The sequence below is a fragment of the Allorhizobium sp. Av2 genome (assembly GCF_021462805.2).
In the GTDB taxonomy this organism is placed as follows: domain Bacteria; phylum Pseudomonadota; class Alphaproteobacteria; order Rhizobiales; family Rhizobiaceae; genus Allorhizobium; species Allorhizobium vitis_G.
This window is the reverse complement of the sequence record NZ_CP192696.1, coordinates 3,598,836-3,622,767: the sequence shown is the minus strand read 5'-3', so window position 1 is coordinate 3,622,767 and position 23,932 is coordinate 3,598,836. Positions and strand designations below refer to the sequence as shown.

The 23,932-nt window shown below is 56.7% G+C and carries 25 protein-coding genes and 1 tRNA gene; 9 read left to right on the top strand and 17 right to left on the bottom strand.

The window, feature by feature from the left end; translation table 11 throughout:
• Window positions 1–49: 49 nt before the first annotated feature.
• From rplT to infC, 6 genes are all read right to left on the bottom strand, one after another.
• Complete coding sequence (gene rplT / locus FS819_RS16855) at window positions 50–454, bottom strand: 50S ribosomal protein L20 (RefSeq protein WP_012654655.1); 405 nt, start codon at window positions 452–454, stop codon at window positions 50–52.
• A gap of 39 nt (window positions 455–493) precedes the next feature.
• Window positions 494–697 (bottom strand): 50S ribosomal protein L35, encoded by a 204-nt coding sequence (gene rpmI, locus FS819_RS16850; protein WP_012654654.1) that lies wholly within the window; start codon window positions 695–697, stop codon window positions 494–496.
• Between the two features lie 227 nt (window positions 698–924).
• A complete protein-coding gene (locus tag FS819_RS16845; protein WP_234624737.1) occupies window positions 925–2,280 on the bottom strand; it encodes a sensor histidine kinase in 1,356 nt (451 codons plus the stop codon).
• Window positions 2,274–2,942, bottom strand: coding sequence for a response regulator transcription factor (locus FS819_RS16840; protein WP_156549018.1), 669 nt, complete (start codon window positions 2,940–2,942; stop codon window positions 2,274–2,276). Before FS819_RS16840 ends, FS819_RS16845 begins: the two co-directional genes overlap by 7 nt.
• Window positions 2,943–3,096: 154 nt before the next feature.
• A complete protein-coding gene (locus FS819_RS16835) occupies window positions 3,097–3,543 on the bottom strand; it encodes a PepSY domain-containing protein (RefSeq protein ID WP_156549016.1) in 447 nt (148 codons plus the stop codon).
• An 819-nt stretch (window positions 3,544–4,362) separates the two neighbouring features.
• Window positions 4,363–4,899, bottom strand: a complete 537-nt coding sequence (gene infC / locus FS819_RS16830) for a translation initiation factor IF-3 (RefSeq protein ID WP_041696081.1) — start codon at window positions 4,897–4,899, stop codon at window positions 4,363–4,365.
• A gap of 321 nt (window positions 4,900–5,220) precedes the next feature.
• On the opposite strand from infC, the gene FS819_RS16825 reads away from it, so the two are divergent.
• Together FS819_RS16825 and FS819_RS16820 are read left to right on the top strand one after the other, a co-directional pair.
• A complete protein-coding gene (locus tag FS819_RS16825; RefSeq protein WP_156549014.1) occupies window positions 5,221–6,030 on the top strand; it encodes an alpha/beta hydrolase in 810 nt (269 codons plus the stop codon).
• A 179-nt stretch (window positions 6,031–6,209) separates the two neighbouring features.
• Window positions 6,210–6,824, top strand: a complete 615-nt coding sequence (locus FS819_RS16820) for a transglutaminase-like cysteine peptidase (protein WP_041696079.1) — start codon at window positions 6,210–6,212, stop codon at window positions 6,822–6,824.
• Between the two features lie 78 nt (window positions 6,825–6,902).
• Here FS819_RS16820 and mbfA read toward each other — a convergent pair whose 3' ends face one another.
• The 3 genes from mbfA to cmk form a co-directional block, all read right to left on the bottom strand.
• Window positions 6,903–7,886 (bottom strand): iron exporter MbfA, encoded by a 984-nt coding sequence (mbfA, locus tag FS819_RS16815; RefSeq protein WP_156549012.1) that lies wholly within the window; start codon window positions 7,884–7,886, stop codon window positions 6,903–6,905.
• A 160-nt stretch (window positions 7,887–8,046) separates the two neighbouring features.
• Entirely contained in the window at window positions 8,047–9,750 is a 1,704-nt protein-coding gene (gene rpsA / locus FS819_RS16810) for a 30S ribosomal protein S1 (RefSeq protein WP_060719485.1), read from the bottom strand.
• Between the two features lie 168 nt (window positions 9,751–9,918).
• Window positions 9,919–10,563, bottom strand: a complete 645-nt coding sequence (cmk, locus tag FS819_RS16805) for a (d)CMP kinase (RefSeq protein ID WP_234624754.1) — start codon at window positions 10,561–10,563, stop codon at window positions 9,919–9,921.
• 280 nt (window positions 10,564–10,843) lie between these two features.
• Between cmk and FS819_RS16800 the strand changes: the two genes are divergently transcribed.
• Entirely contained in the window at window positions 10,844–11,230 is a 387-nt protein-coding gene (locus FS819_RS16800; protein ID WP_060719389.1) for a TIGR02300 family protein, read from the top strand.
• A gap of 151 nt (window positions 11,231–11,381) precedes the next feature.
• Window positions 11,382–11,457: transfer RNA gene (locus FS819_RS16795), tRNA-Ala, on the top strand.
• Here the strand turns inward: FS819_RS16795 and FS819_RS16790 are convergent.
• Window positions 11,446–11,739: a hypothetical protein gene (locus tag FS819_RS16790; RefSeq protein ID WP_156549008.1), complete on the bottom strand. Its 294-nt coding sequence runs from the start codon at window positions 11,737–11,739 to the stop codon at window positions 11,446–11,448. The two genes, FS819_RS16795 and FS819_RS16790, sit on opposite strands and share 12 nt — an antisense overlap.
• 160 nt (window positions 11,740–11,899) lie before the next feature.
• Between FS819_RS16790 and FS819_RS16785 the strand changes: the two genes are divergently transcribed.
• The gene (locus FS819_RS16785; protein ID WP_156549006.1) at window positions 11,900–13,279 is read left to right on the top strand and encodes an MFS transporter; all 1,380 of its coding nucleotides are present in this window, start codon (window positions 11,900–11,902) and stop codon (window positions 13,277–13,279) included.
• 81 nt (window positions 13,280–13,360) lie between these two features.
• On the opposite strand, the gene FS819_RS16780 is transcribed toward FS819_RS16785, so the two are convergent.
• Window positions 13,361–13,897: a hypothetical protein gene (locus FS819_RS16780; protein WP_070163995.1), complete on the bottom strand. Its 537-nt coding sequence runs from the start codon at window positions 13,895–13,897 to the stop codon at window positions 13,361–13,363.
• 236 nt (window positions 13,898–14,133) lie between these two features.
• Between FS819_RS16780 and FS819_RS16775 the strand changes: the two genes are divergently transcribed.
• Complete coding sequence (locus tag FS819_RS16775) at window positions 14,134–14,769, top strand: trimeric intracellular cation channel family protein (RefSeq protein WP_012654642.1); 636 nt, start codon at window positions 14,134–14,136, stop codon at window positions 14,767–14,769.
• Between the two features lie 64 nt (window positions 14,770–14,833).
• On the opposite strand, the gene irrA is transcribed toward FS819_RS16775, so the two are convergent.
• The gene (gene irrA / locus FS819_RS16770; RefSeq protein ID WP_070147497.1) at window positions 14,834–15,250 is read right to left on the bottom strand and encodes an iron response transcriptional regulator IrrA; all 417 of its coding nucleotides are present in this window, start codon (window positions 15,248–15,250) and stop codon (window positions 14,834–14,836) included.
• 307 nt (window positions 15,251–15,557) lie between these two features.
• Between irrA and fabA the strand changes: the two genes are divergently transcribed.
• From fabA to fabI, 3 genes are read left to right on the top strand one after another with little or no spacing between them, the layout of a single operon-like run.
• The gene (gene fabA, locus FS819_RS16765) at window positions 15,558–16,073 is read left to right on the top strand and encodes a 3-hydroxyacyl-[acyl-carrier-protein] dehydratase FabA (protein WP_070163996.1); all 516 of its coding nucleotides are present in this window, start codon (window positions 15,558–15,560) and stop codon (window positions 16,071–16,073) included.
• Window positions 16,074–16,107: 34 nt separating this feature from the next.
• Complete coding sequence (fabB, locus tag FS819_RS16760; protein ID WP_156549004.1) at window positions 16,108–17,331, top strand: beta-ketoacyl-ACP synthase I; 1,224 nt, start codon at window positions 16,108–16,110, stop codon at window positions 17,329–17,331.
• A 5-nt stretch (window positions 17,332–17,336) separates the two neighbouring features.
• Window positions 17,337–18,143, top strand: a complete 807-nt coding sequence (fabI, locus tag FS819_RS16755) for an enoyl-ACP reductase FabI (RefSeq protein ID WP_156549002.1) — start codon at window positions 17,337–17,339, stop codon at window positions 18,141–18,143.
• A gap of 70 nt (window positions 18,144–18,213) precedes the next feature.
• Here the strand turns inward: fabI and FS819_RS16750 are convergent, their stop codons facing one another.
• The 5 genes from FS819_RS16750 to rbfA form a co-directional block, all read right to left on the bottom strand.
• Window positions 18,214–19,230 (bottom strand): class I SAM-dependent methyltransferase, encoded by a 1,017-nt coding sequence (locus FS819_RS16750; RefSeq protein ID WP_156549000.1) that lies wholly within the window; start codon window positions 19,228–19,230, stop codon window positions 18,214–18,216.
• A 173-nt stretch (window positions 19,231–19,403) separates the two neighbouring features.
• A complete protein-coding gene (gene pnp, locus FS819_RS16745; protein WP_156548998.1) occupies window positions 19,404–21,548 on the bottom strand; it encodes a polyribonucleotide nucleotidyltransferase in 2,145 nt (714 codons plus the stop codon).
• 438 nt (window positions 21,549–21,986) lie between these two features.
• Entirely contained in the window at window positions 21,987–22,256 is a 270-nt protein-coding gene (rpsO, locus tag FS819_RS16740) for a 30S ribosomal protein S15 (protein WP_234624738.1), read from the bottom strand.
• A gap of 204 nt (window positions 22,257–22,460) precedes the next feature.
• Window positions 22,461–23,390 (bottom strand): tRNA pseudouridine(55) synthase TruB, encoded by a 930-nt coding sequence (gene truB, locus FS819_RS16735; RefSeq protein WP_156548996.1) that lies wholly within the window; start codon window positions 23,388–23,390, stop codon window positions 22,461–22,463.
• A 4-nt stretch (window positions 23,391–23,394) separates the two neighbouring features.
• Window positions 23,395–23,808, bottom strand: a complete 414-nt coding sequence (gene rbfA / locus FS819_RS16730; RefSeq protein ID WP_012654633.1) for a 30S ribosome-binding factor RbfA — start codon at window positions 23,806–23,808, stop codon at window positions 23,395–23,397.
• Between the last annotated feature and the right edge of the window lie 124 nt (window positions 23,809–23,932).

Here is a 23,932-nt window from a genome sequence, read left to right as displayed (position 1 = left end):
CTCCCAGCGCGGGTTTCCCAATACCAAATTTCAGTTTGGGACGCGCTGGTTACTTAACCGCGGTCTCAAATTCGTTCTTCGTGCCGGTGTCCTTCAGGTAGGACAGAGCCTTCTTGGAGGCTTCAACCAGCGCGCCGAAAGCTGCCGGTTCATGGATGGCCATGTCGGACAGAACCTTACGGTCAACTTCAATGCCAGCCTTGTTCAGGCCGTCGATGAAGCGGCCATAGGTCAGGCCAGATTCGCGGACAGCAGCGTTGATACGCTGAATCCACAGGGCGCGGAAGTTGCGCTTGTTGACCTTGCGGTCGCGGTAGGCGAACTGCTTGGAACGATCCACCGCAGCCTTTGCAGCGCGGATGGTGTTCTTGCGGCGGCCATAAAAGCCCTTGGCGGCCTTCAGAACCTTTTTGTGCTTGGCATGAGCGGCAACGCCGCGTTTTACGCGTGACATGTCATGATCTCCTTAAATGATCCAAAAAGCGAAAGGGTCTCAGAGACCGTTAGGCAGGTAGTTCTTGATGACTTTCTTGCCGTCTGCTTCGGCAAGTACCATCGTTCCGCGTGCATTGCGGATGAACTTGTTGGACCGCTTGATCATGCCGTGACGCTTGCCAGCGGCAGCAGCCAGGACCTTGCCGGAGGCAGTGATCTTGAACCGCTTCTTGGCGGAGGACTTCGTCTTCATCTTGGGCATTTTGCTACTCCATTGTTCTTGTATCGAAACAGGCAGACGAGGCCTGTTTTCAAGCATAAAGAACGGCCACGGCATGCCCTGCCGGACCGTTCGGACGGGCGCTTATAACCGCAGGCCCGGCAAAGTGCAACGGGATTCAAGTGTGTGAGGCAAAAATCGCTTTTGTGGCCTGCTGACACCAGAAAATCGACGGCATAAGCCAATTATCCAGGCCAAGTGTCCCACCGTTAGATCGGGTGAGCTGGGATCTGACGGCCACCGTTGCGGGGAAATTGCAGCGTGACAAGCAAGCCGCCAATATCGGCCTGATCCAGGCTGAGATTGCCGCCGTAAGCGGTCATGATATCGGCGCAGATTGCCAGGCCCAGACCGGAACCGCCTTGGTCTGCGTCCAGAAATTCGCCCCGGCGAAGCACCTGCTGCCGGTCTTGCGGGCGCACACCTGGCCCGTCATCATCAATGACGATCATCGCCATATCCCGATCCCCAAACGCGCGGACTTGAATGACCGAGGAGGCCCATTTCGTTGCATTGTCGAGAATGTTGCCGATTGCTTCGGCAAGATCGGCAGCGTCGGCCTCAATCGCCAAGCCTGGCTCCACCTCGACATCCCAGACAAGGTCCCGCGCCCGGGCAATCGGGTCAAGAACCTTGACCAGTTTGCCTATCAGACCTTCCATGTCGGTTACCTGCATCTGCTCGACACCAAGGCGGGCAGCCTGCAATTGCCGGTCCGCCCGCTGGCGTACCAGGTTGATTTGCTCGAAAGCCGCTTCACGCTCGGCGGACGGCAAATGCTGCACCATTTGCGCCAACACCGTCAGCGGTGTTTTCAACCCATGCGCCAGATCGCTAGCTCTGCTGCGCGCCTTCTCGATCGCGTGCTGCCGTTCGGTGAGCAAAAGATTGATTTCCTCGACAAGCGGCATCACTTCAATCGGCACGCCGTCATCCATGACCCGCAACTGGCCGGCCCGGACCATCGACACCTGATGTCGCACGCGCGTCAGCGGCTGCAAAATGACCCTAGCCTGGAGCAGCGCCGCGCCTAACAGAACCAGGGCGGTGATCAGCATGACGGAACGCGAGCGCTCCCGATGCTGATCGAGCGGCTCCATCAGATTGGCCAAAGGAAAGCCGGCATAGATGATAACCGGATAGTCTATGCCCTCATCCGAGATTTTGATTTCGCTGCGGAGCAGTAAAATATCCTCGCCATCTGGCCCCTGCGCGCGACTGAAATCGAATGGACCTTCCTGATGCAATCCAGTTCTGGGCAGTTCCACATCCCAGAGCGACCGCGACCGCAGGCTGCGGCCATCAGGCGTCCATACCTGCCAGTAACGCCCGCCGCTGACGGTGGAAAAACGGGGATCTGCCGGTGGTGAGACGATCTCAATCTTGCCATTTTCCACCTTGAGACGGGATGCAATGGTATTGGTAGTGACATTCATCTCGGTTTTGAATTGCTGACCGACATAGTTGATGAACAAATAACCGACAGAGAACCAAAGGACCATCAGCGCCAGCCCGATTGCCAGGAAGGAGCCGACCGCGACCCTGAGGCGCAGCGATCTCAGCATGAATTTTCGTCCGGCACGACGTAGCCAAAGCCGCGCCGTGTTTCGATAGCACTGGCATCCGTTTTCTTGCGGATCCGCGCCACCATGGCTTCGACTGCATTTTTCGAAGCATCATCATCGCGGCCTTGGATCTGAGTGGCGATCTCATAGGCTGAAAATACCCGGCCCTTGTTTTGGACGAGAATCTGGATCAAACGAAACTCCAGCGGGCTGACATCCAGCAAGGCACCATTGAAGGTGACGGTCCGACCGGACTCATCCACCTGAAAACGCCCGGCTGAAAAAAGGGTATGGCTGGTTTTTCCAGCGCGCCGCAGCAATGCGCGAAGCCGGGCCAATAACTCCTCTGTCCGGAACGGTTTCGGAAGATAATCATCCGCCCCGGCATCGAAACCATCGACCCTTTCCATCCAGGACCCTCGCGCCGTCAGGACCAGAACGGGTGTCTGGATCCTATCCTTGCGCCACCGTCTTAAAATCGAAAGGCCATCCAGCCCAGGCAGACCGAGATCGAGAATGATGGCGCCGAGGCCGGTATCCTCTCCAGCCTCCCAGACATCCGGCCCCTTGCTGACCAAGGTCACCTCGTAGCCCTCGCCTCTCAACGTCTCCGCCACATGGCGCCCGATATTGGCGTCGTCTTCAGCCAGTAAAATACGCAAGATTCAATGCTCTCCAAAAGACCGCCGTGAAAGAAGTTACAATCCGCGCAAGATTATATCGTGCAGGGCGCTATAGGATTTTGTTTGTATCGTATTATCCAAAAACCGGTTTCCATTTTTCGGTACGATGCGATGTAGGCTGTCGCTGCAGGCTTTATCGTGCCAGTTTTCCGGTTCGCGCATCCACTTTCAAGGTGCGAAACCGCCCGGACATGTCCTTTATGGTCAGCAAGTAAAAATCACCGTTGGAGAGATAGCGTAAATCCACGTCGATCAACCGCGAACCTTCAGGCAGTTTGAGATTGCCAAGCACCTCTCGTAACGAACGATAGCGGCCACTTTTGACGCCGTCCAGCACCTGTGGCCGGACGATGCTCGGATCGTCATCTGGAGATGAGCCGTTCGGAGATCCGCCTGGACCTCCACCGCCGGGCCTGCTGCCAAAAGGCCCAGGAGAGCCTGAAAAACTAGGAGGGCCACCACTCGGCGGATCGCCGCCTCGCCATCCACCTGGAGGACCGCCTGGAGGCCCACTGCGATTGTCAGAGGCCATGACGAGACTGGTAAAGAACAGGGATACAAGAAACAGAATTGCCGCCACACCTCGACCATAGACGCGGCAACCCTCTGGCCCTTCTTTCGCAAAACATCTCAGACACGAAAGTTGGCGCCGGATTGCTCTGGCGACCTCCTTTTTTCCATCTTCCGTTGAGCTGCTTCTCATGTCCATTCCGGTATAAGCAGAGGGCGACACTGGCTGACAAACTTTAATCGGCGCTCGGTTGCCTGTATTCAGTCATAAAATCCCATTGGACCTCAGATAAATTATCCAGTCAACGCGACGTTTGATGCGCAAGGTGATCCGACCGCATTCTCAGGTTGAGTCGTATAGTGCCATTTGAATATAGAGGCCGCAAACAGCTGTAAAGCTAAATTACAACTTATAAAAAGATTCCTCAGTATTTTTTTAATATTTCGAAAATTTCATGACGAATAATTCAAAATATTTCAATTGCAAATACATTTTAATTTCAGTTGATCTTCTGCACGAAGAAGAAATTACATAATTCATCTGGAATCCCCAAAAAACAGGAATCTATACGTTCCCAAATAAGGAACTCCGCCGTTCCATTTAGAGACGGCGGAGTTTCCAATAGGCTTATAGCCTTGTCGTCACCCAGGGGCATAGGATGACATAACAGACCGGGAACGTTGTGGGGACGTGGGGTAAATCCCGTCTGTTGAAAATGACAATGCCAAAACACCGCTGACATCGCGCTGACGCCATTGTCAGGATTTTGTCAGGTTTACGCGTTCGAAGGCGACAAGTAATTTACGTAAAAAAGCGACCTGCGCTCGATAAAACGCATGTCGCTTTAAACTGGCAGATGCTCGCGGGTCAGACTGACACGCCGCTGGCTTATTTAGGTGCCAGCACCATCATCATCTGACGACCTTCGAGCTTGGGTTCAGCTTCAACCTTGGCAACCTCGACTGTGTCTTCCTTCACCTGCATGAGCAATTTCATGCCAAGTTCCTGGTGGGCCATTTCGCGGCCGCGGAACTTCAGGGTAACCTTGACCTTGTCGCCGTCTTCAAAGAACCGCGACATCGACTTCATCTTCACCTCATAGTCATGGGTGTCGATGTTCGGGCGCATCTTGATTTCTTTGACTTCAACGATTTTCTGTTTCTTGCGCGCTTCTGCCGCCTTCTTCTGGTTGGCGTATTTCAGCTTGCCAAGGTCCAGGATCTTGCAAACGGGCGGTTCAGCATTCGGCGAAATTTCGACAAGATCGAGACCGGCTTCTTCCGCCATGCGGAGCGCCTGGTCCGTCGGCACGGCGCCGAGATTCTGGCCTTCTGCGTCAATCAACTGGACCTTTGGAACCCGGATCTCCCGGTTGGAGCGCGGCCCGTCCTTAACGGGGGCATCGGCTTTGAACGGTCTGCGAATGGTCGTATTCTCCTCAATAATTTCGGATCGTCATATCGGTGATTTCGGAACGTCAGATAGGCCCGATTGTCCCGCCTTGCAAGGCTGGGCACTCTCTCGGACCACTGTTCAAAGGGTGATAGCATAGTTTTTTAAAAAAATCACCTGCTGTCGTGAAGAGAAGAATCTGTTTTATACCAAATGCGAAGGCCGGAAGATGCTCACGCACCCCCGCTTTCAACCGACTTTGAATATCTCGAATGCATCAAAGGATTGAAATATTCGAAACCGGACTACGAACTGCTCTCTTCAAGGGCAATTTGACCACACCTGGAGACAATGATGACCCATGCCGGACAGATAATCGAAACCCATGCAATCACCGTGGGACAGGGAAGCGATGCGCGCAGCATAGCCGCACTGGTACGGGCGCCGGTGGGAGAGAATCGCGCCACCTGCATCTGGCTTGGCGGCTACCGGTCCGACATGACAGGCACCAAGGCAGTGGAAATGGACGATCTGGCCGCATCTCTTGGGGTTGGAGCGATCCGATTCGATTATTCCGGGCATGGCACCTCTGGCGGAGCCTTTCGCGACGGCACCATTTCCCGCTGGCTGGAAGAGGCTCTTTCCGTTGTCGATCACTTCAAACCGGAAAAACTCGTTCTGGTCGGCTCCTCCATGGGCGGCTGGATTGCATTGCGACTGATTCAAGAACTGAAAGCCCGCCCCGACAATCCGTCCCAGGTGTCTGGAATCGTGTTGATCGCACCGGCTCCCGACTTTACTTCGGACTTGATCGAGCCACTCCTTGGCGACCGGGAGCGGGCAGAGTTGGCCGAGAAAGGCTATTTCGAGGAGGTCTCGGAGTATAGCCCGGAACCGAATATCTACACGCGCGCGCTGATAGAAGACGGGCGTGCTAATCGGGTAATGACCGGCATTATCGATACCGGCTGCCCCATCCATATCCTGCAAGGCATGGCCGATCCTGACGTTCCCTACCAGCATGCGCTGAAACTGGTCGAACACCTGCCCGCCGACGATGTTGTGTTAACATTGGTGCGTGACGGCGATCATCGCCTGTCGCGTCCGCAGGACATCGACCGGATGCGCAACGCTATTTGCGCCATGATCGAACCAAAACCGTAAAGGCTAGGGGCAAGCCCAAGCCCACCCCGGGGAGCATTCAGCAAAAATGCGACAAAAACTTCACACTCATTAACGGATTTTAACCATATTGGCCGATTGAGCCGCCCCTCGACCTTGGAACGATTGACTCTCTGCCCTGGGTAATCTTAACTATTTGTTAAGAATTCAAGGGACGTCTCATGACCTTCAGGCTCTCAGCTCTGGCAGCTTTTCTGGCACTTCCGCTGTTTTTCGCGGGCAATGCGGCTGCGGATATGACATCGGCTGTTCCAGCCTCGATGGTTACCGGCGGCATCACCTCGCAGCCCATCGGTCATTATGAATTTTGCCTGCGCTACAAGGCCGAGTGCCAGGTGCGCAGCAAGCCTGCTCCTGCGCGCCAGGTTACGGAGCACGGTTGGGATATCGTTCACGCCGTTAACATGGATGTGAACAAATCCATCACTCCAATGACCGATATGGACGTTTATGGACGTGAAGAATGGTGGGAATATCCCGTTGACGCCGGCGATTGCGAAGACTTTGTTCTGTTGAAGCGCAAGCGTCTGCTCCAGGCTGGCTTCTCGGAAGCGGATCTGCTGATTACCGTCGTGCGCAAAGCCGATGGCGAAGGCCATGCCGTCTTGACGCTGCGCACATCCGCAGGCGACTATATTCTCGACAATCTGGTTGATGACGTCAAACTCTGGAGCCAAACCTCCTATACCTATCTAAAACGGCAGGCGAGTTTCGATACCGGTCGTTGGGTCACGATTGAGAGCGGCAAGGATGTTCCGGTCGCGGCGTTGAAATAGGCCAACAGACAATCGGCACAGACAATCGAAAAAAGGTCCTGGATGTGGAAACACTCCAGGCCTTTTTCATGGACTGTTTCAACCACTGCCGATCAGGATACCTGCGGCCAGCACCAACGAACCGCCCAGCACCACCTGCATGGCCGCACGCCAGAACGGCGTTTCCATATATTTGTTCTGGATGAAGGCGATGGCCCATAATTCGATGAACACCACCACGCCCGCCGTCGCTGTCGCCGTCCAGAAATGCGGAATGAGATAGGGTAGCGCATGGCCCAGTCCGCCCAGCGCCGTCATGATGCCGCAGGCAAGGCCGCGCTTGATCGGCGAACCTCGGCCGGAAATCTTGCCATCGTCATGGGAGGCTTCGGTAAAGCCCATGGAAATGCCCGCCCCCACCGAGGCCGAGAGGCCGACCAGAAAGGTCTGCCAGGTATCGCCGGTGGCAAAGGCCGCCGCAAATATCGGTGCAAGGGTCGAAACCGAACCATCCATCAATCCGGCAAGGCCCGGCTGCACATAGGTTAGAACGAACTGCCGCTTGGTGGTTTCCTGCTCCAGCTTCTGAACATCCTCCGGCCGATGCTTTTCGCCCAACATGTGAGCCACATCCTCATGGCCTTGCTCCGCCATGGCCAGATCGCCGAGAAGCGTCCTTGTGCGGGCGTCCGAGACGTGTTTTTGGGCCTCAACATAAAAATTATACGCAGAGCGCTCCATGGCCTCGGCTTCTTCGCGCACCTGATCGACGGAAAGTTGGGCCTGAAGCCAATCGGGTTTTCGTGTCATGAACCCCTGAACATGCTCCCGGCGGATCAGCGGAATGTGCTCGCCAAATCGCTGGCGATGCATGTCGATCAGCATGTTGCGGTGCGTGTGCTCCACCTCAGCCATATCTTTGAAAACCTTGGCCGACTGGGGATATTGATCCTTCAACCGCTCCGCATAGGCCAGATAGATCCGCGCATCGTCTTCCTCGGAAGAAATCGCCAGCGCAAGAACCTCCTGTTCGGTGAGACTATCCAGACGTCGCTTCGCAGGGGCGAATAAGGAGCGAAACATGATGGCCGATCTCCAATTTAGAATAATTCTAAATTTAGAGCATTGTTCGATGAGCGGCAAGAGCCGTTTTCGGCAATCATCACGCCAGCAACCATCAAGCCAAAGAAAAACCCGCCGGACATTGCTGCCCGGCGGGTTTTAATCTTCTAAACCGCGACGATTAGTCGTTGCTGCGGTTCTTCAGAGCTGCCCCCAGGATGTCGCCGAGCGAAGCGCCGCTATCGGACGAACCGAACTGAGCAACAGCTTCCTTCTCTTCAGCGATTTCCAGCGCCTTGATCGACAGCATGACCTTGCGATCCTTCTTGGAGAAGTTGGTGACGCGAGCGTCAAAAACCTGGCCAACGGAGAAACGCTCAGGGCGCTGGTCGTCACGGTCACGAGCGAGGTCGGCGCGGCGGATGAAGGACACGATGTCTTCATGGTTGACGAGCTTGACTTCGACGCCACCGTCATTGACCGCGATCACTTCGCAGGACACGACAGCATTCTTACGCAGATCGCCGGAAGCGGCGGCATCACCGACCGAGTCCTTACCGAGCTGCTTGATGCCGAGCGAAATACGCTCCTTTTCGACATCCACATCGAGAACAACGGCGCGAACGACGTCGCCCTTGTTGTATTCTTCGATGACCTGCTCGCCTGGACGGTTCCAGTCGAGATCCGACAGGTGAACCATGCCGTCAACGTCGCCTTCGAGGCCGATGAACAGGCCGAATTCGGTCTTGTTCTTGACTTCGCCTTCGACTTCAGCGCCAGCCGGATGGCTGTAGGCAAATGCCTGCCATGGGTTTTCGAGGGTCTGCTTCAGGCCAAGCGAGATACGACGCTTGGACGGATCGACTTCAAGAACAACCACGTCAACTTCCTGGCTGGTGGACAGGATCTTGCCGGGGTGTACGTTCTTCTTGGTCCAGGACATTTCGGAAATGTGGATCAGGCCTTCGATGCCTGGCTCCAGCTCAACGAATGCACCGTAGTCGGTGATGTTGGTGACGGTACCGGAGATCTTCTTGCCAACCGGGTACTTGGCAGCAATGCCATCCCAAGGATCAGACTCGAGCTGCTTCATGCCGAGCGAGATGCGGTGGGTTTCCTGGTTGATACGGATGATCTGAACCTTGACCGACTGGCCGATGGACAGGATTTCCGAAGGATGGTTCACACGACGCCATGCCATGTCGGTGACATGCAGCAGACCGTCGATGCCGCCGAGGTCAACGAACGCACCGTAATCGGTGATGTTCTTGACGACGCCTTCAACAACCTGGCCTTCTTCGAGGTTCTGAACGATTTCAGAACGCTGCTCGGCGCGGGACTCTTCCAGAACCGTACGGCGCGAAACCACGATGTTGCCGCGACGCTTGTCCATCTTGAGGATTTCGAAGGGCTGCGGGTTGTGCATCAGCGGGGTCACGTCGCGGATCGGGCGGATATCCACCTGAGAGCGCGGCAGGAAGGCAACGGCGCCGTCGAGATCGACGGTGAAACCACCCTTGACCTGGTTGAAGATAACGCCTTCAACGCGCTCACCAGCTTCGAACTTGGCTTCGAGCTTGATCCAGCTTTCTTCGCGACGGGCCTTTTCGCGCGACAGAACAGCTTCGCCCAGCGCGTTTTCAATGCGCTCGACGTAAACTTCAACTTCGTCGCCAACTTTCAGCTGGCCGTCCTTGGCGCGCGCGCCAAATTCCTTCAGCGGAACGCGGCCTTCGACCTTGAGGCCGACGTCAACGATCGCGACGTCCTTCTCAATGGCCGTCACGATGCCCTTGGCAACATAGCCTTCGGCCAAATCGGTCTTTGCAAAGGATTCTTCCAGCAGGGCCGCGAAATCGTCCCGTGTCGGGGTAGAAACAGACATGAAATCTCCTAATCGCATCCCCTTGGGAATGCGCAGTGCGCCGGTGGGTTGGTGTTGATAACGGCCGATCCCGCGTCCGCCCTTCATAAAAGGACAACCCGGCGCAAGGACGCTGGTTTCGGCTGGTCCAGACAAAACCGGTCGTCGGTGCTGTCTGCTGAATGCATGCTAATTTTTTTTCAATGCCGCATCGATCAAGGAACGCGCAGCTTGAAACGCCGCCTCTATACTCATTTCGGACGTATCTAGCAAGTGCGCGTCTTCAGCAGGTTTCAACGGGCTGTCGGCGCGGCCCATGTCGCGCTCGTCGCGCCGCTTCACATCCTCAAAAACCGCCGGATAATCGGCCACACCGCCATGGGCGACAATCTCGTCATAGCGGCGCCGGGCGCGCACTTGCGGAGAGGCCGTGACATAGAGCTTGACCGCCGCATCCGGGCAGACAACGGTGCCGATATCGCGCCCGTCCAGCACCGCACCAGGGGATTTCAGCGAAAACCGCCGCTGCGCCTCGACCAGGGCGCGGCGCACGGCTGGCATGACGGCGATCTTAGAGGCCGCCTCGCCGATATCGTGCTTGGACAGAACCTCGCGGTCGAGACCAGCCAGATCGAGCCCCAGCGCCACCTGCTCGGCCACGGCCTCATTATCGAGCGGCAGGCTTTTTTCCAGAAGCGCCTTTGCCGTAGCGCGGTAGGTCAGGCCGGTGTCCAGATGATGAAAGCCGTAACTGTCGGCGATGCGGCGTGACAGCGTTCCCTTGCCGGCAGCCGCAGGACCATCGATGGCGATTACAAACGTGTTTCCCGTCACCTCAGTCAAACAGCCATCCTCTTCCTGTCTGCATACCTCATGTTGCACGGCCCCGTAGCACACCCGAGGTCCAAGGTCATCCCCGCTTCATCGCCCTCCATTCCTGTCTCTTGCCTGTCTCTGGCTGGCGCGAAAGCGGCGAGCCTGCGGATCAACCAGCCAGTTTGCCTTTGACAGAAGCCAGCACAACGATTAAGGGACCGACGACAGTTGGACCGGCCTTCGGGTCCGGGTCCTTGGCGCATGCCCTCTTTTCCAACGATTTCATGAGGCTTTGACAGTGGCGAAGGCAGAACTTGGAACCAAACGCACTTGCCCCGACACCGGCAAGAAATTCTACGATCTGAACAATGATCCGGTCGTATCCCCCTATACGAAGAAATCCTGGCCGCTCTCTTACTTTGAAGAGACCTCGGTAGCCGCCATCATGGAAAAGGCTGAAGAGGAAGAGGTCGCGGAAGTCGATACCGAGAACACCGATGTCGAGCTGGTTTCGCTGGAAGACGCGGACGATGCAGCCGGTGGCGACGACATTCCTGATATCGGCGATGACGATGTCGAAATCGGCGACGACGATGACGACACCTTCCTGGAAGCCGACGAAGACGACGAAGACGACGACATGTCCGGCATTATCGGCGTGACCGGCGACGACGACGAAGTCTGATTCAACAGGTCTCCGCCCCCGGATGACAAAAAAACATCCGGGGGTGCATTTTTTGGCTTGTCATGTGCAAAAGCAGCACGTATGAAGCCGCCACACCGAACGAAGCACTGCTTCACACGGTTCCCGGACCCGGCAAATGTCGGACCCTTATGGGGCTATAGCTCAGCTGGGAGAGCGCTTGCATGGCATGCAAGAGGTCAGCGGTTCGATCCCGCTTAGCTCCACCAAATCTTCTTTGTGTATAGATTTGAATAATCTGCGATCTGTTCCATGAGATACTTCTGGCGCTGAGCAATCAGCGAATCGATTTTTCTGAAAATTGGCGTTTTCTCCATCAGAGCGCTTGTTAACAGTTGCCTATTCTGCCAACGGGGATGCGGCACAAGCAATAATCCGAGCGTCCCGGTTACCCACTCAAAGTCAATTGCAACCAGGCCCCGCGCGATTACGCATTCGGCCTGATGCTCCATCATTGGCCTGAAGGATATTGGTGCTTTTGGGTTGTACATCCGTCTTGACCTTATTATGGTCGGACTGGATTTTGGTTGTAATAAATTAATCTACTATCATTGGTGGGTAAAATTGCGTTTATTGAATTGTCAACGGAGGGTTGGCAATTTGGCTTTTTCCTCATCCCACTGATGAAATGCTTGTTGGGAGGGAACAGATATGTCCTTAGATCGTGAAAAAGCGCAGAGACAATCTCGTGTCGCCACTGCCAGCGGCTGGATTGGCTCCGCGCTGGAATATTATGATTTCTTCATTTACGCCACCGCCGCAGCGCTGGTTTTTCCTCAGCTGTTTTTTCCATCCGCAGATCCGACAACCGCAATCGTCGCATCACTGACGACCTATGGCGTGGGCTATGTCAGCCGCCCAATCGGTGCCTTCGTTCTGGGTCACATGGGCGACGTTTACGGACGTAAAAAAATGATGCTGACCTGCCTGTTTCTCATGGGCTTTTCGACACTGATGGTCGGCCTGTTGCCCACCTATGAGCAAATCGGCATCTGGGCTCCGATTTTTCTGGTCGTGCTTCGCCTGATCCAGGGCTTTGCTGTCGCCGGTGAAATTTCGGGTGCATCGTCAATGATTCTGGAACATGCACCAACCGGCCGACGGGGCTTTTTCGCATCCTTCGCACTTCAGGGCGTCCAGGCGGGACAGATTCTGGCTGCCGCCGTGTTTCTGCCGCTCGCCCACTACATGGAACCCGCAGCGTTCAACAGCTGGGGCTGGCGTATTCCCTTCCTCCTGTCGATCTTCGTGGTAATCGTCGGCTTTGTCATCCGCCGTCTGGTTGAGGAGACACCGACCTTCATCAACGCCAGCGAAAGCGGTGCGGTCCCGAAAGCGCCCATTGTCGAGGCTTTCCGCCATGGCTGGGCCGATATCATCCGCGTCATGTGCATGTCGCTTATGAACGTCATTCCAACGGTGACAACAGTGTTCGGCGCGGCCTATGCCGTGCAGCCAGCTTACGGTGTCGGCTTCAGCAAGGACGTCTACCTGTGGATTCCGGTTCTCGGCAATATTGTTGCCGTTCTGGTCATTCCCTTTATCGGCGGCCTTTCCGACCGTATTGGCCGCAGACCACCGATCATCATCGGCGCGTTGCTGTCTGGCGCTTTGTCGTTTGGCTATCTCTATGCGATCAGCATTCACAATGTCCCGATGGCCATCGTCATGTCGCTGTTGATGTGGGGCGTGATCTATCAGGGATATAACGCCGTCTTCCCGTCATTCTATCCGGAATTGTTTCAGAGTCGCATCCGCGTCTCCTCAATGGCCATCGCGCAGAATGTGGGCACCGCAATCACGGCCTTGTTCCCGGCCCTGTTCACCGCCGTTGCACCGCCCGGATCGCTGAATATCCCTGTTGTCATCGGCTGCTGGACGCTCGCCGTTACCGTGATTTCAGCACTGGCCGCACTCTCTGCCCGGGAAACCTACCGAATCAGTATCGATGAGCTGGGCAACAAAACGGCAAAGCCAATCACCAAGGACGAGTATAATCGTATGCGTGCGCAATCCATGGCAAAGGCGTAGCCCAAACGCACTCGCGTTCAAACACACGTTGCGACAGCATGATGCACCCTTCTGAATGCACCATGCTGTCGCTGTTTCAGACTATTTCTTGACGATCGTCACGAACATCACGCCGCGCACCCGCACAGTCATTTCACATTGCGGACCATCGGTGCGGTCGCAGAAATGCGGCGGCATTTTCAGCACGAAAACCTTGTTGCCGTAACGCTGGATGAAGTCATAGCCAAAGATCTTGGCGCTGGCGATCATCAGATAGCCGCCTTCCTTGACCTGGACATAGAAATTATAGGGGCAGCCTTCGGAATCGCAGTCGGGACCGCGCTTGCCATCACAGGTCAGCGCGCCTTCGTTGACGACCGCATCGACAATGCCATCATTGTTGATATCCAACCGGGTGACGTAGTTGTCATCGAACTCAGCTGTCTTGCAGACCTTACGGAAATGATCCTTCTCGTAGATTTCCGGGTCACTCACCAATTGCTGTTGCGCCAGGGCAACCGAGGCGGACAGGGGCAACAACAGGCACAGGAGCAGGCGAAAAAGCAATTTCACGGCATGAACCTTCGATAGGATTGCGGCCCTATGGCGAGAACGAAAATCTAGCGCATTGCGGACCATCCGCAGTGCCAAAGATCCCGATAGCGTAACCAGCTTGTGCCGCCCTTGCCATCAATCCGGTTTGCGACGGCCCGACTGGCAGCGTTTGGTTGGCAAAGGCAAGAGCGCGCGCTTATTGAAACCGGGAATCCTTATGCCTTGGGTAAGGCGTGATAGTGTAAAACAGTGCGAATCCACCCCAGCGCCGCACATTTCGCGTCCATTTATCGGCAGATCATCGCAACGTCAGGGCCACTATGTCGCTTCTTCTTTATCTGGATTATGCAGGTGTTGCGCTATTTGCCGCCACCGGAGCTTTGGCCGCCTCGCGCAAACAGCTGGATCTGATCGGCTTCCTGTTTTTTGCCACGGTCACCGGTACAGGCGGCGGCACGGTGCGCGATATCATTCTTGGGCGCCTGCCGGTGTTCTGGGTGGTCAACCCGAGCTATATCCTGATCTGCTGCGCTGTCGGCGTGCTGGTGTTCTTCACCGCGCATCTGGTGGAATCGCGCTACAAGCTGCTGATCTGGCTCGATGCTATCGGGCTTTCCGCCTATTGCGTGATGGGAGCGGCCAAGGGAATGGCAGCGACCGGCTCACCCACCATCGCCATCGTCACGGGCATGATGACGGCCACCCTGGGCGGCGTGTTGCGCGATCTGCTGGCCAATGAGCCTTCGGTGCTGCTGCGTCCGGAAATTTACATCACCGCAGCCTTGATCGGTGCCTGTGTGTTTACCGGAGCTTTCATGCTGGCCGCGCCCTTATACTGGGCGTCCGCAGGTGGGGTGCTGGCAGCCTTTATGGTGCGCGGCGGCGCATTGTATTTTGGCTGGACATTTCCAAGATATGGGCACCAGGCCGGGCGCCATCCTGATGACGTGATGTGAACCGGATATGGTCTGAGCCGATCATGGTCATCACGACAGGCTTGGAGATCGGGCCGCCAAGAGATCAGGCCTTGGGACGCAACCGGATCACCACGTCGACATGAGAAATTTCCATGCCTTCTGGCGGCGCAGGCAGGTTGCCGATTTCAATATTGCTGACCGGAATATCCAGAACCTCGTTGCGGCCCTCCACAAAAAAGTGGTGGTGATCCGACACGTTGGTATCGAAATAGGTCTTGTTGCTCTCAACCGCCAGAACCCGGATCATGCCGGCCTCGGTAAACTGATGAAGTGTGTTGTAGACCGTGGCCAGAGAAACGGGCACGTCGGCGGCGACCGCTTCTTCGTGCAGTTCCTCGACGGTCAGATGGCGATCGCCCTTGGCAAACAATAGCGAAGCCAAGGCAACCCTCTGCCGTGTCGGCCGCAGACCCGACCGACGCAGTTTTGCTTCCACGTCCCTAGAGGCTTGCGCCATCATACCGGCGATCTCCGCATTGTCCCTTGAAATCTCACTATCATCGTACTGATATACCTGCTGACGGGCCTGCTTTCAATAGTTTGACGGCGGGTAAATCCAGTGAAAGCCCTTATATTGAGGCAGTTGACCGATTTTAGCACTGGTGGAGTATGGACGCTTCCTGTATTCGGTCGGCGGAAAGCGGCCAGGATAGAGGCCATACGACACAACGTAAAGCGTTGGAATGAATTGGCATCGGCTTCAATTCGTCGCCATCTTGCTTTAAGTCTCCTAAGCGGAACGCCTGAAGGGGGGAATTGAAAGACCGATGAACGAAAAACAAACAAGCTATAATTACGACGAGATTCTCGCCTGCGGTCGGGGTGAACTGTTCGGCCAGGGCAATGCGCAATTGCCGCTGCCGCCCATGCTGATGTTCAATCGCATCACCGATATTTCGGAAACCGGCGGCCCGCATGACAAGGGCTATATCCGCGCCGAATTCGACATCACTCCCGATCTCTGGTTCTTCCCCTGCCATTTCCAGGGTGACCCGGTGATGCCGGGATGCCTTGGTCTGGATGCCATGTGGCAATTGACCGGCTTTTACCTCGGCTGGCTGGGCGAACCCGGCAAGGGCCGGGCGATCTCGACAGGCGAAGTGAAATTCACCGGCATGGTTACGCCATCCACCAAGCTCGTGGAATATGGCATCGACTTCAAGCGCGTCATGCGCGGACGTCTGGTGCTGGGCATTGCCGACGGCTGGATGAAGGCCGATGGCGAGGTCATTTACAAGGCAACCGATCTGCGTGTCGGGCTTTTCAAGGAAAAGGCCGACTGAGCGCATCACCCCCACCAAGCAAAAGGTCGATTACATGAGACGGGTAGTAGTTACGGGTCTGGGCATTGTGTCCTCCATCGGCAATAATGCCGAGGAAGTCACGGCATCTCTCCGCGACGCCAGGTCCGGCATTTCCTTTTCTCCCGATTTTGCCGAGCATGGCTTCAAATGCCAGGTCTGGGGTCAGCCTTCGCTGGACACGACCGACCTTGTCGACCGGCGCGCCATGCGCTTCCTGTCACAGGGCGGCGCCTGGAACCATGTGGCGATGAAGCAGGCGATTGCCGATTCGGGCCTGGAGGAAAAGGATTATTCCGCCAACGAGCGCACCGGCATCATCATGGGCTCAGGCGGTCCTTCGACTCGGCAGATCGTCGAGGCTGCCGATATTACTCGCCAGAACAAAAGCCCGAAGCGCATCGGACCGTTCGCCGTGCCAAAGGCCATGTCATCAACGGCATCGGCGACGCTTGCCACCTGGTTCAAGATCCACGGCGTAAACTACTCGATCTCGTCGGCTTGCTCGACCTCGGCCCATTGCATCGGCAATGCTGCTGAAATGATCCAATGGGGCAAGCAGGACATCATGTTCGCAGGCGGCCATGAGGATCTCGACTGGTCGATGTCGGACCTGTTCGATGCCATGGGCGCAATGTCCACCAAATACAACGAGACGCCGGCTCTGGCTTCGCGTGCCTATGACACCAACCGCGATGGCTTCGTCATCGCTGGCGGCGCAGGCGTGCTGGTTCTGGAAGAACTGGAACATGCCAAGGCGCGTGGCGCCAAGATCTATGCCGAACTCACCGGCTATGGCGCGACCTCGGACGGTTACGACATGGTCGCTCCGTCTGGCGAAGGCGCTATCCGCTGCATGCGCCAGGCACTCGCAACGGTGAAGGGCGACGTGGATTACATCAATACCCACGGCACATCGACCCCGGTTGGTGACAGCAAGGAAATCGGCGCGATCCGCACGGTATTCGGCGACAAGATCCCGCCGATTCAGTCCACCAAATCGCTGACCGGCCATTCGCTGGGAGCGGCTGGCGTACAGGAATCGATCTACGGCCTGCTGATGATGCAGGAAGGCTTTATTGGCGAAAGCGCCCATATTACCGAACTCGATCCAGAATTCGAAGGCGTGCCTGTTGTGCGCAAACGGATCGACAATGCCAAGATCGACACAGTCCTGTCCAATTCCTTTGGTTTTGGTGGAACGAATGCGACGCTGGTGTTCGAGCGTCATAACGGATAACAGCGATGATCGCTTCCATGCAAGGTAAACGCGGGCTCATCATGGGCGTTGCGAACAATCACTCGATTGCCTGGGGCATTTCCCAGGCTCTCGCTTCCGCCGGTGCCGAGCTGGCCTTCACCTATCAGGGTGAAGCACTTGGCAAGCGCGTCAAACCGCTGGCTGCTCAGCTCGGCTCGGATCTTGTTCTGCCTTGTGATGTCGAGGATCTGGCCTCTGTTGATTTGACCTTTGCCGCGCTTAGAGAGCGCTGGGGCAAGCTCGATTTTGTCGTTCATGCCATCGGCTTTTCCGACAAGAACGAGCTGAAAGGCCTCTATGCCGACACATCGAGGGAAAATTTCACCCGCACCATGGTGATTTCCTGCTTCTCCTTCACCGAAATCGCCCGGCGGGCATCAGAGCTGATGACGGATGGCGGATCGCTGCTGACGCTCACCTATGGCGGCTCCACACGGGTCATTCCGAATTACAACGTCATGGGCGTTGCCAAGGCGGCGCTGGAATCCTCCATGCGCTATCTGGCCAGCGATTACGGCCCGCGCGGCATTCGCGTCAACGCCCTTTCGGCTGGCCCGGTGCGCACACTGGCCGGTGCAGGTATTTCCGATGCCCGCGCCATTTTCAGCTGGAACCAGAAGAATGCGCCGCTGCGCCGCACGCCCACCATCGAGGACATCGGCGGGTCGGCGCTCTATCTGTTGTCGGATCTGTCCAGATGCGTAACGGGCGAAATCCATTACGTCGATGGTGGCTATAACATCACGTCACTGCCAGCCCTGGGCGTGCTGCGCAGCAATGACGCAGAATAGGCACTGAATTCACGTTCAAATAAAAAAGGCGCCAGGATCTCTCCCGGCGCCTTTTTTGTCATCGTTCGGCTTATTTCTTCGCCCACAGCACCTTGTAGCGGGCATTGCGGCAGGTCTCGCCATGCTGACGAAAATTGGCCGCCAGGACCGGTTCATAGGCGAGGCCGCGATTGGCCACCATCAGCAGGTCTCCGCCGCCACGCAAAGCATCCGCCGCTGCCTTGATCATTGCCTCTCCAATCGACGGCTCCGTCGCATGGCCTTCGTGGAAGGGAGGGTTCATGATAACAAGATCGTATTTTTCCTTGGGCGGCTCAGCGCCCAGATCCTGCCAGAAGAAGCGCGCCGTCAGGTTAGGGCAGTTGCGGGCCAGATTCTTCTTCGCCTGTTCCAGTGAATCGTAGTTGGCCTCGAACAGGTCGATACGGTTGGTGCGCCGCGCCTTCTCCGCCAGCATCACCGACAGATAGCCCCAACCCCCGCCGAAATCGGCGGCATTACCATCGAAATCCTCCGGCAACCGGCTGACAAGCAGTTCAGAGCCGGGATCGGCATGCATATGGGAAAACTGTCCGGCAAAGGTTTCGAACCGGCCCTCGACCATGACAGGCTTGGAAGCGAGCGCGGCCACCGCAGCAGCCTTATCGTCAGGCACGGTGAACCAAACGGCAATGCCGTGATATTTTGGCAGGGATTGCGGCTCAAGACCAAGGCGGTCGATCTGCTTGCGCAGCGGCTGAATACCGTCTTCCTTGGCACCGGCCACAATGATGACGCCACCGGCCCGGACACGCGCCAGCGCTTCCGCGACGCGGTTTTCGTTGAGACCCTTGTGCTTGCCAGCCAGAACCAGCGCGCCGTCATAGTCCTCACCTGCCACAACAGGAACCGGCGTCTGACGGGCTGCCTCCAGGCGGCGAAAATCGGGTCGGAAACCTTGGACCACGGTCAATTCGGCACCAAAACCTTCCGGTTTCACGAAACCGGCCTCGGCGCCGAGAAACAGGAAGCGTTCGTCTTCGCCCGGCAGAGCAACGGCTTCGGTGACAAAGGGATGAAAAATGGTCTTCAGGGTTTCGCGGCTCATGGCTCGGCAATCTCGTGATTAGAATCTCTCGGTTTCGCGGCGAAACAGACAGTCTCTATTTTCTTTTGTTTTCGTTTGTCTTCGGGAAACCCAGTTTCCACGTTTTCTGACAAACTCCCGGATAAAAAAAGGCGCGGAAAATCTCCCGCGCCTCGTCATATAATCAAACCCGCTTATTCAGCGGCAGCGTCGCCTTCGGCCTTCTTGTCGCCAACGATTTCCTTGCCGGTTGCCTGATCGACAACCTTCATGGACAGGCGCACTTTGCCGCGCTCGTCAAAGCCCATCAGCTTGACCCAGACCTTGTCGCCTTCCTTGACCACATCCTGGGTCTTGGCAACGCGGTCCACAGCCAGCTGGCTGATGTGGACGAGGCCGTCACGCGAACCGAAGAAATTGACGAAAGCGCCGAAGTCAGCAGTCTTGACGACCGTGCCTTCATAGACAACGCCGATTTCAGGCTCGGCAACAATCGAATGAATCCACTTGCGGGCCGCTTCGATTTCCTTGCCGGAAGCAGATGCGATCTTGATCGTACCATCGTCTTCGATGTTGATCTTCGCGCCGGTCTTTTCGACGATTTCGCGGATAACCTTGCCGCCGGAACCGATGACTTCACGGATCTTGTCGACAGGGATGGTCATGACTTCGATGCGCGGTGCGAATTCGCCAAGCTGCGAGCGACCTTCGGTGATGGCATTGGCCATTTCGCCGAGGATGTGCTTGCGGCCATTCTGGGCCTGCGCCAGGGCAACCTTCATGATCTCTTCGGTAATGCCGGCGATCTTAATGTCCATCTGGAGCGAGGTGATACCGGCTTCCGTGCCTGCTACCTTGAAGTCCATGTCACCGAGATGATCTTCATCGCCGAGAATGTCGGAAAGAACAGCAAAACGTTCGCCTTCCAGGATCAGGCCCATGGCAATACCAGCCACCGGCTTGGCCAGCGGAACGCCCGCATCCATCAGTGCCAGCGAGGTGCCGCAAACGGTTGCCATCGAGGACGAGCCGTTCGACTCGGTGATCTCGGAGACAACGCGCAGTGTGTAGGGGAACTGTTCCGGCGTTGGCAGCATCGGGCGAATAGCGCGCCATGCCAGCTTGCCATGGCCGATTTCGCGGCGGCCCGGGGAGCCCATGCGGCCAGTTTCACCAACCGAATAGGGAGGGAAGTTGTAATGCAGAAGGAAACGTTCCTTGTACATGCCCGTCAAGCTATCGACATACTGTTCGTCTTCGCCAGTGCCGAGCGTGGCAACCACGATGGCCTGGGTTTCGCCGCGGGTAAACAGCGCCGAACCGTGGGTGCGTGGCAGGATACCGACTTCCGAGACGATCGCGCGGACCGTTTCGAGGTCGCGGCCATCGATGCGGCTCTTGGTGTCGAGAATGTTCCAGCGAACAATCTTGGCCTGCAGGTGCTTGAAGACAGCGCCGATCACTTCGTTGGTGTATTTAGGCTCTGCACCCTCTGGGAAGAAGTGTGCCTTGACCTTGGCCTTCACAGCATCGACGGCCGTATAACGATCAGCCTTCTGGGTGATCTTGTAGGCATCGCGCAGTTCGGCTTCGGCAATCGAGAGCATTTCGGCTTCGAGAGCGGAATGATCTTCCGGTTCGAATTCGCGCGGTTCCTTGGCAGCCACTTCGGCGAGCTTGATGATCGCGTCGATGACTGGCTGGAAGCCACGGTGACCGAACATCACGGCGCCGAGCATGACGTCTTCGTTCAGTTCCTTGGCTTCGGATTCAACCATCAGCACGGCGTCCTGCGTACCGGCAACCACGAGGTCGAGAACCGACTCATCCATCTCGTCGAGATGCGGGTTGAGGACGTATTCGCCATTGATATAGCCGACGCGTGCGCCGCCGACCGGGCCCATGAACGGTACGCCAGACAGTGTCAGGGCAGCCGAAGCGGCAACCATCGACAAGACGTCCGGGTCGTTTTCAAGGTCATGCTGGATAACGGTCACGACGACCTGCGTGTCGTTCTTGTAGCCTTCCGGGAAAAGTGGGCGGATCGGGCGGTCGATCAGGCGGGAAACCAGGGTTTCCTTTTCGCTCGGACGGCCTTCGCGCTTGAAATAGCCGCCTGGGATCTTACCGGCGGCATAGGTCTTTTCCTGATAGTTGACGGTGAGCGGGAAGAAATCCTGACCCGGCTTCGGCGACTTGGCGGAAACGACGGTGGCCAGAACAACGGTTTCGCCGTAGCTGGCGAGAACGGCGCCGTCAGCTTGACGGGCGATCTTGCCGGTTTCCAGCTTCAGCGGCCGGCCGGCCCACTCGATTTCAACGCTGTGAACATTAAACATATCTTGTCCTTCATATGCGCTGGCAATTTGTCTGCCAAAGGCATCAAAATCGCGGTCAGACGCATCGTGCTGAACCATCACGGGCAAGACAGTGGGAGGCTTCGCAATGATCCCTGCCCCGGAGACATCCGGACCAGAGATCCGCCTTGCGGCGCAAGCATCCAACAATCCTGCCCCATGACAGGCCATCGGTTGTCGTCGGCAGTACCGGCCCATCCGGACTGCCTGGTTTGCAATGCCTTGAGCTTTTCAAAGCTCTGGGCAGGTTGCAACATCTCCATGCGGTGCATGGCTTTTCCCGGATCCATACGACCCAGGCTTCATTCAGTCTGTCAGCGGGCAGAATTGCCGCGCAAACCTTTCAAGCCGGAGCCTTTTCAGCGCCCCGGAAAAAGTACCGGCGGGTCCTTCCTTATCGGAAGCCCGCCGGTCCATTCTTTAGCGGCGAATGCCGAGGCTCGCAATCAGCTTGCTGTAACGGCCTTCGTCCTTCTTCTTCAGATAATCAAGAAGCGAACGGCGGGTGGATACCAGCGTCAGAAGGCCACGACGGGAGTGGTTGTCCTTCGTGTGGCCCTTGAAGTGCTCGGTCAGATTGGTGATCCGCTCGGTCAGGATAGCGACCTGGACTTCCGGTGAACCAGTGTCACCTTCGTTGGTTGCGTATTCCTTGATGAGGGCTGACTTGCGCTCTGCAGTAATCGACATCGTATGTCCTTTCTTGAAAGGGAGGATTAGGTCGCCTGCGGCCGGGATGTCGTCCAGCGGAGGCCATGAACGCACGCATAGTTCTGCAATGCTGGGGCCGCCTATATACTATTCCGGCAGCCAAGGGAAGAGGCGCGCTTGGCCAGCCGATCAAGCCGCAAGCGCGGAGCGTTCCCGTCCAATAACAGACGGGAAAGCTGAATGTCAGGCAAAAACCCGCTTCGGGCGGAACTCGCCCTCGCCGATTTCGCCGATCGCCACCAGCTTGCCACCGGCCAATGCGACCGCTTCCGGTTCTGCCACTGGCGCATCGCGACCGCGCAGGATGATTGGATTGCCCATCCGCAAGCGATGTGCCTGGTCGTCGCTGATCCGGATCTGCGGCAGGGCCATCAGCGCCTCACCAGTGTCAAACAGGAAAGCATCGAGTGCTGCCAACCGCTCGTCACGATCCTCGATCTTTTCCAGCTCCACGAGGTCTTCGAGCGGCACCATCATGTCTTCGGCAAACGGCGCGACGAAAGAGCGCCGCAGCTCCGAAATATGGCCGTAGCAGCCAAGATCACGGCCCATGTCGCGCGCCAACGAACGCACATAGGTGCCCTTACCGCATTCGACCTCGAAATAGGCGCAGTCGCGGTCGGCCCTCAGCAGGGTCAGCCGATGAATTTCCACCTCGCGGGAGGGAATATCGACCACCTCGCCTTCACGGGCCAGATCATAAGCACGCTCCCCGGCAATCTTGATGGCCGAAAACTGCGGGGGGATCTGGTTGATCACCCCGGTATAATGCGGCAGCAAAGCGCGGATCTGTTCTTCGGTCGGGCGTTGGTCGGAGGTTTGGGTTGCCTCGCCTTCCAGATCGTCGGTCGAGCGTTCTTCGCCCCAGGTGACGGTGAATTCGTAGATCTTGCGGCCATCCATGACGTAGGGAACCGTCTTGGTGGCATCGCCCAGCGCAATCGGCAACATGCCGGAGGCCAGCGGATCGAGCGTTCCGGCGTGACCCGCCTTCTGGGCGTTGAACAGCCATTTGATCTTGCCGACGGCCTCGGTCGAGCCGTAATCCACGGGCTTGTCGAGGATAAGCCAGCCGGAAACCGGACGGCCCTTGGGTTTTCTGGGTTTGGACATCGTCTTATTCGTCTTCTTGCTTGTCTTCGTCTGGCCCCAGATCGCGCGCCACTTCCGGCGAGCGCAGCAGCGCATCGATTTTCTGATAATTGTCGAAGCTGGTATCGTCGCGGAACCGCACTTCCGGCATATATTTCATCTGCCGCAACTGGCCACCGATCCGACCGCGAATATATTTCGCGTGGCGGTTCAACGCAGCGATCACCGTGTCATGGTCGCTGACGCCGAGCGGCGAGACATAGGCGGTGGCGACCTTCAGATCAGTCGACATCCGCACTTCGGAAATCGAAATAACGGTCTTTTCAATCAGGTCATCACGCACTTCGCCGCGCTGCAGAACCTGGGTGATGGCGGCGCGGACCTGTTCGCCAACGCGCAACATGCGCTGCGATGGCGCGGAATTTGTTGGTTTGCTCATTATCGTTTCTCATTTGCCTTCAAACAGGCGGATGGGGATCGAACCCTGGGACTGATCAACCTCATCTTCCTCAAGAAGACACGAGGCTCAAACAGCTTTCGTTTTCACGCATGTGAACAGAAAG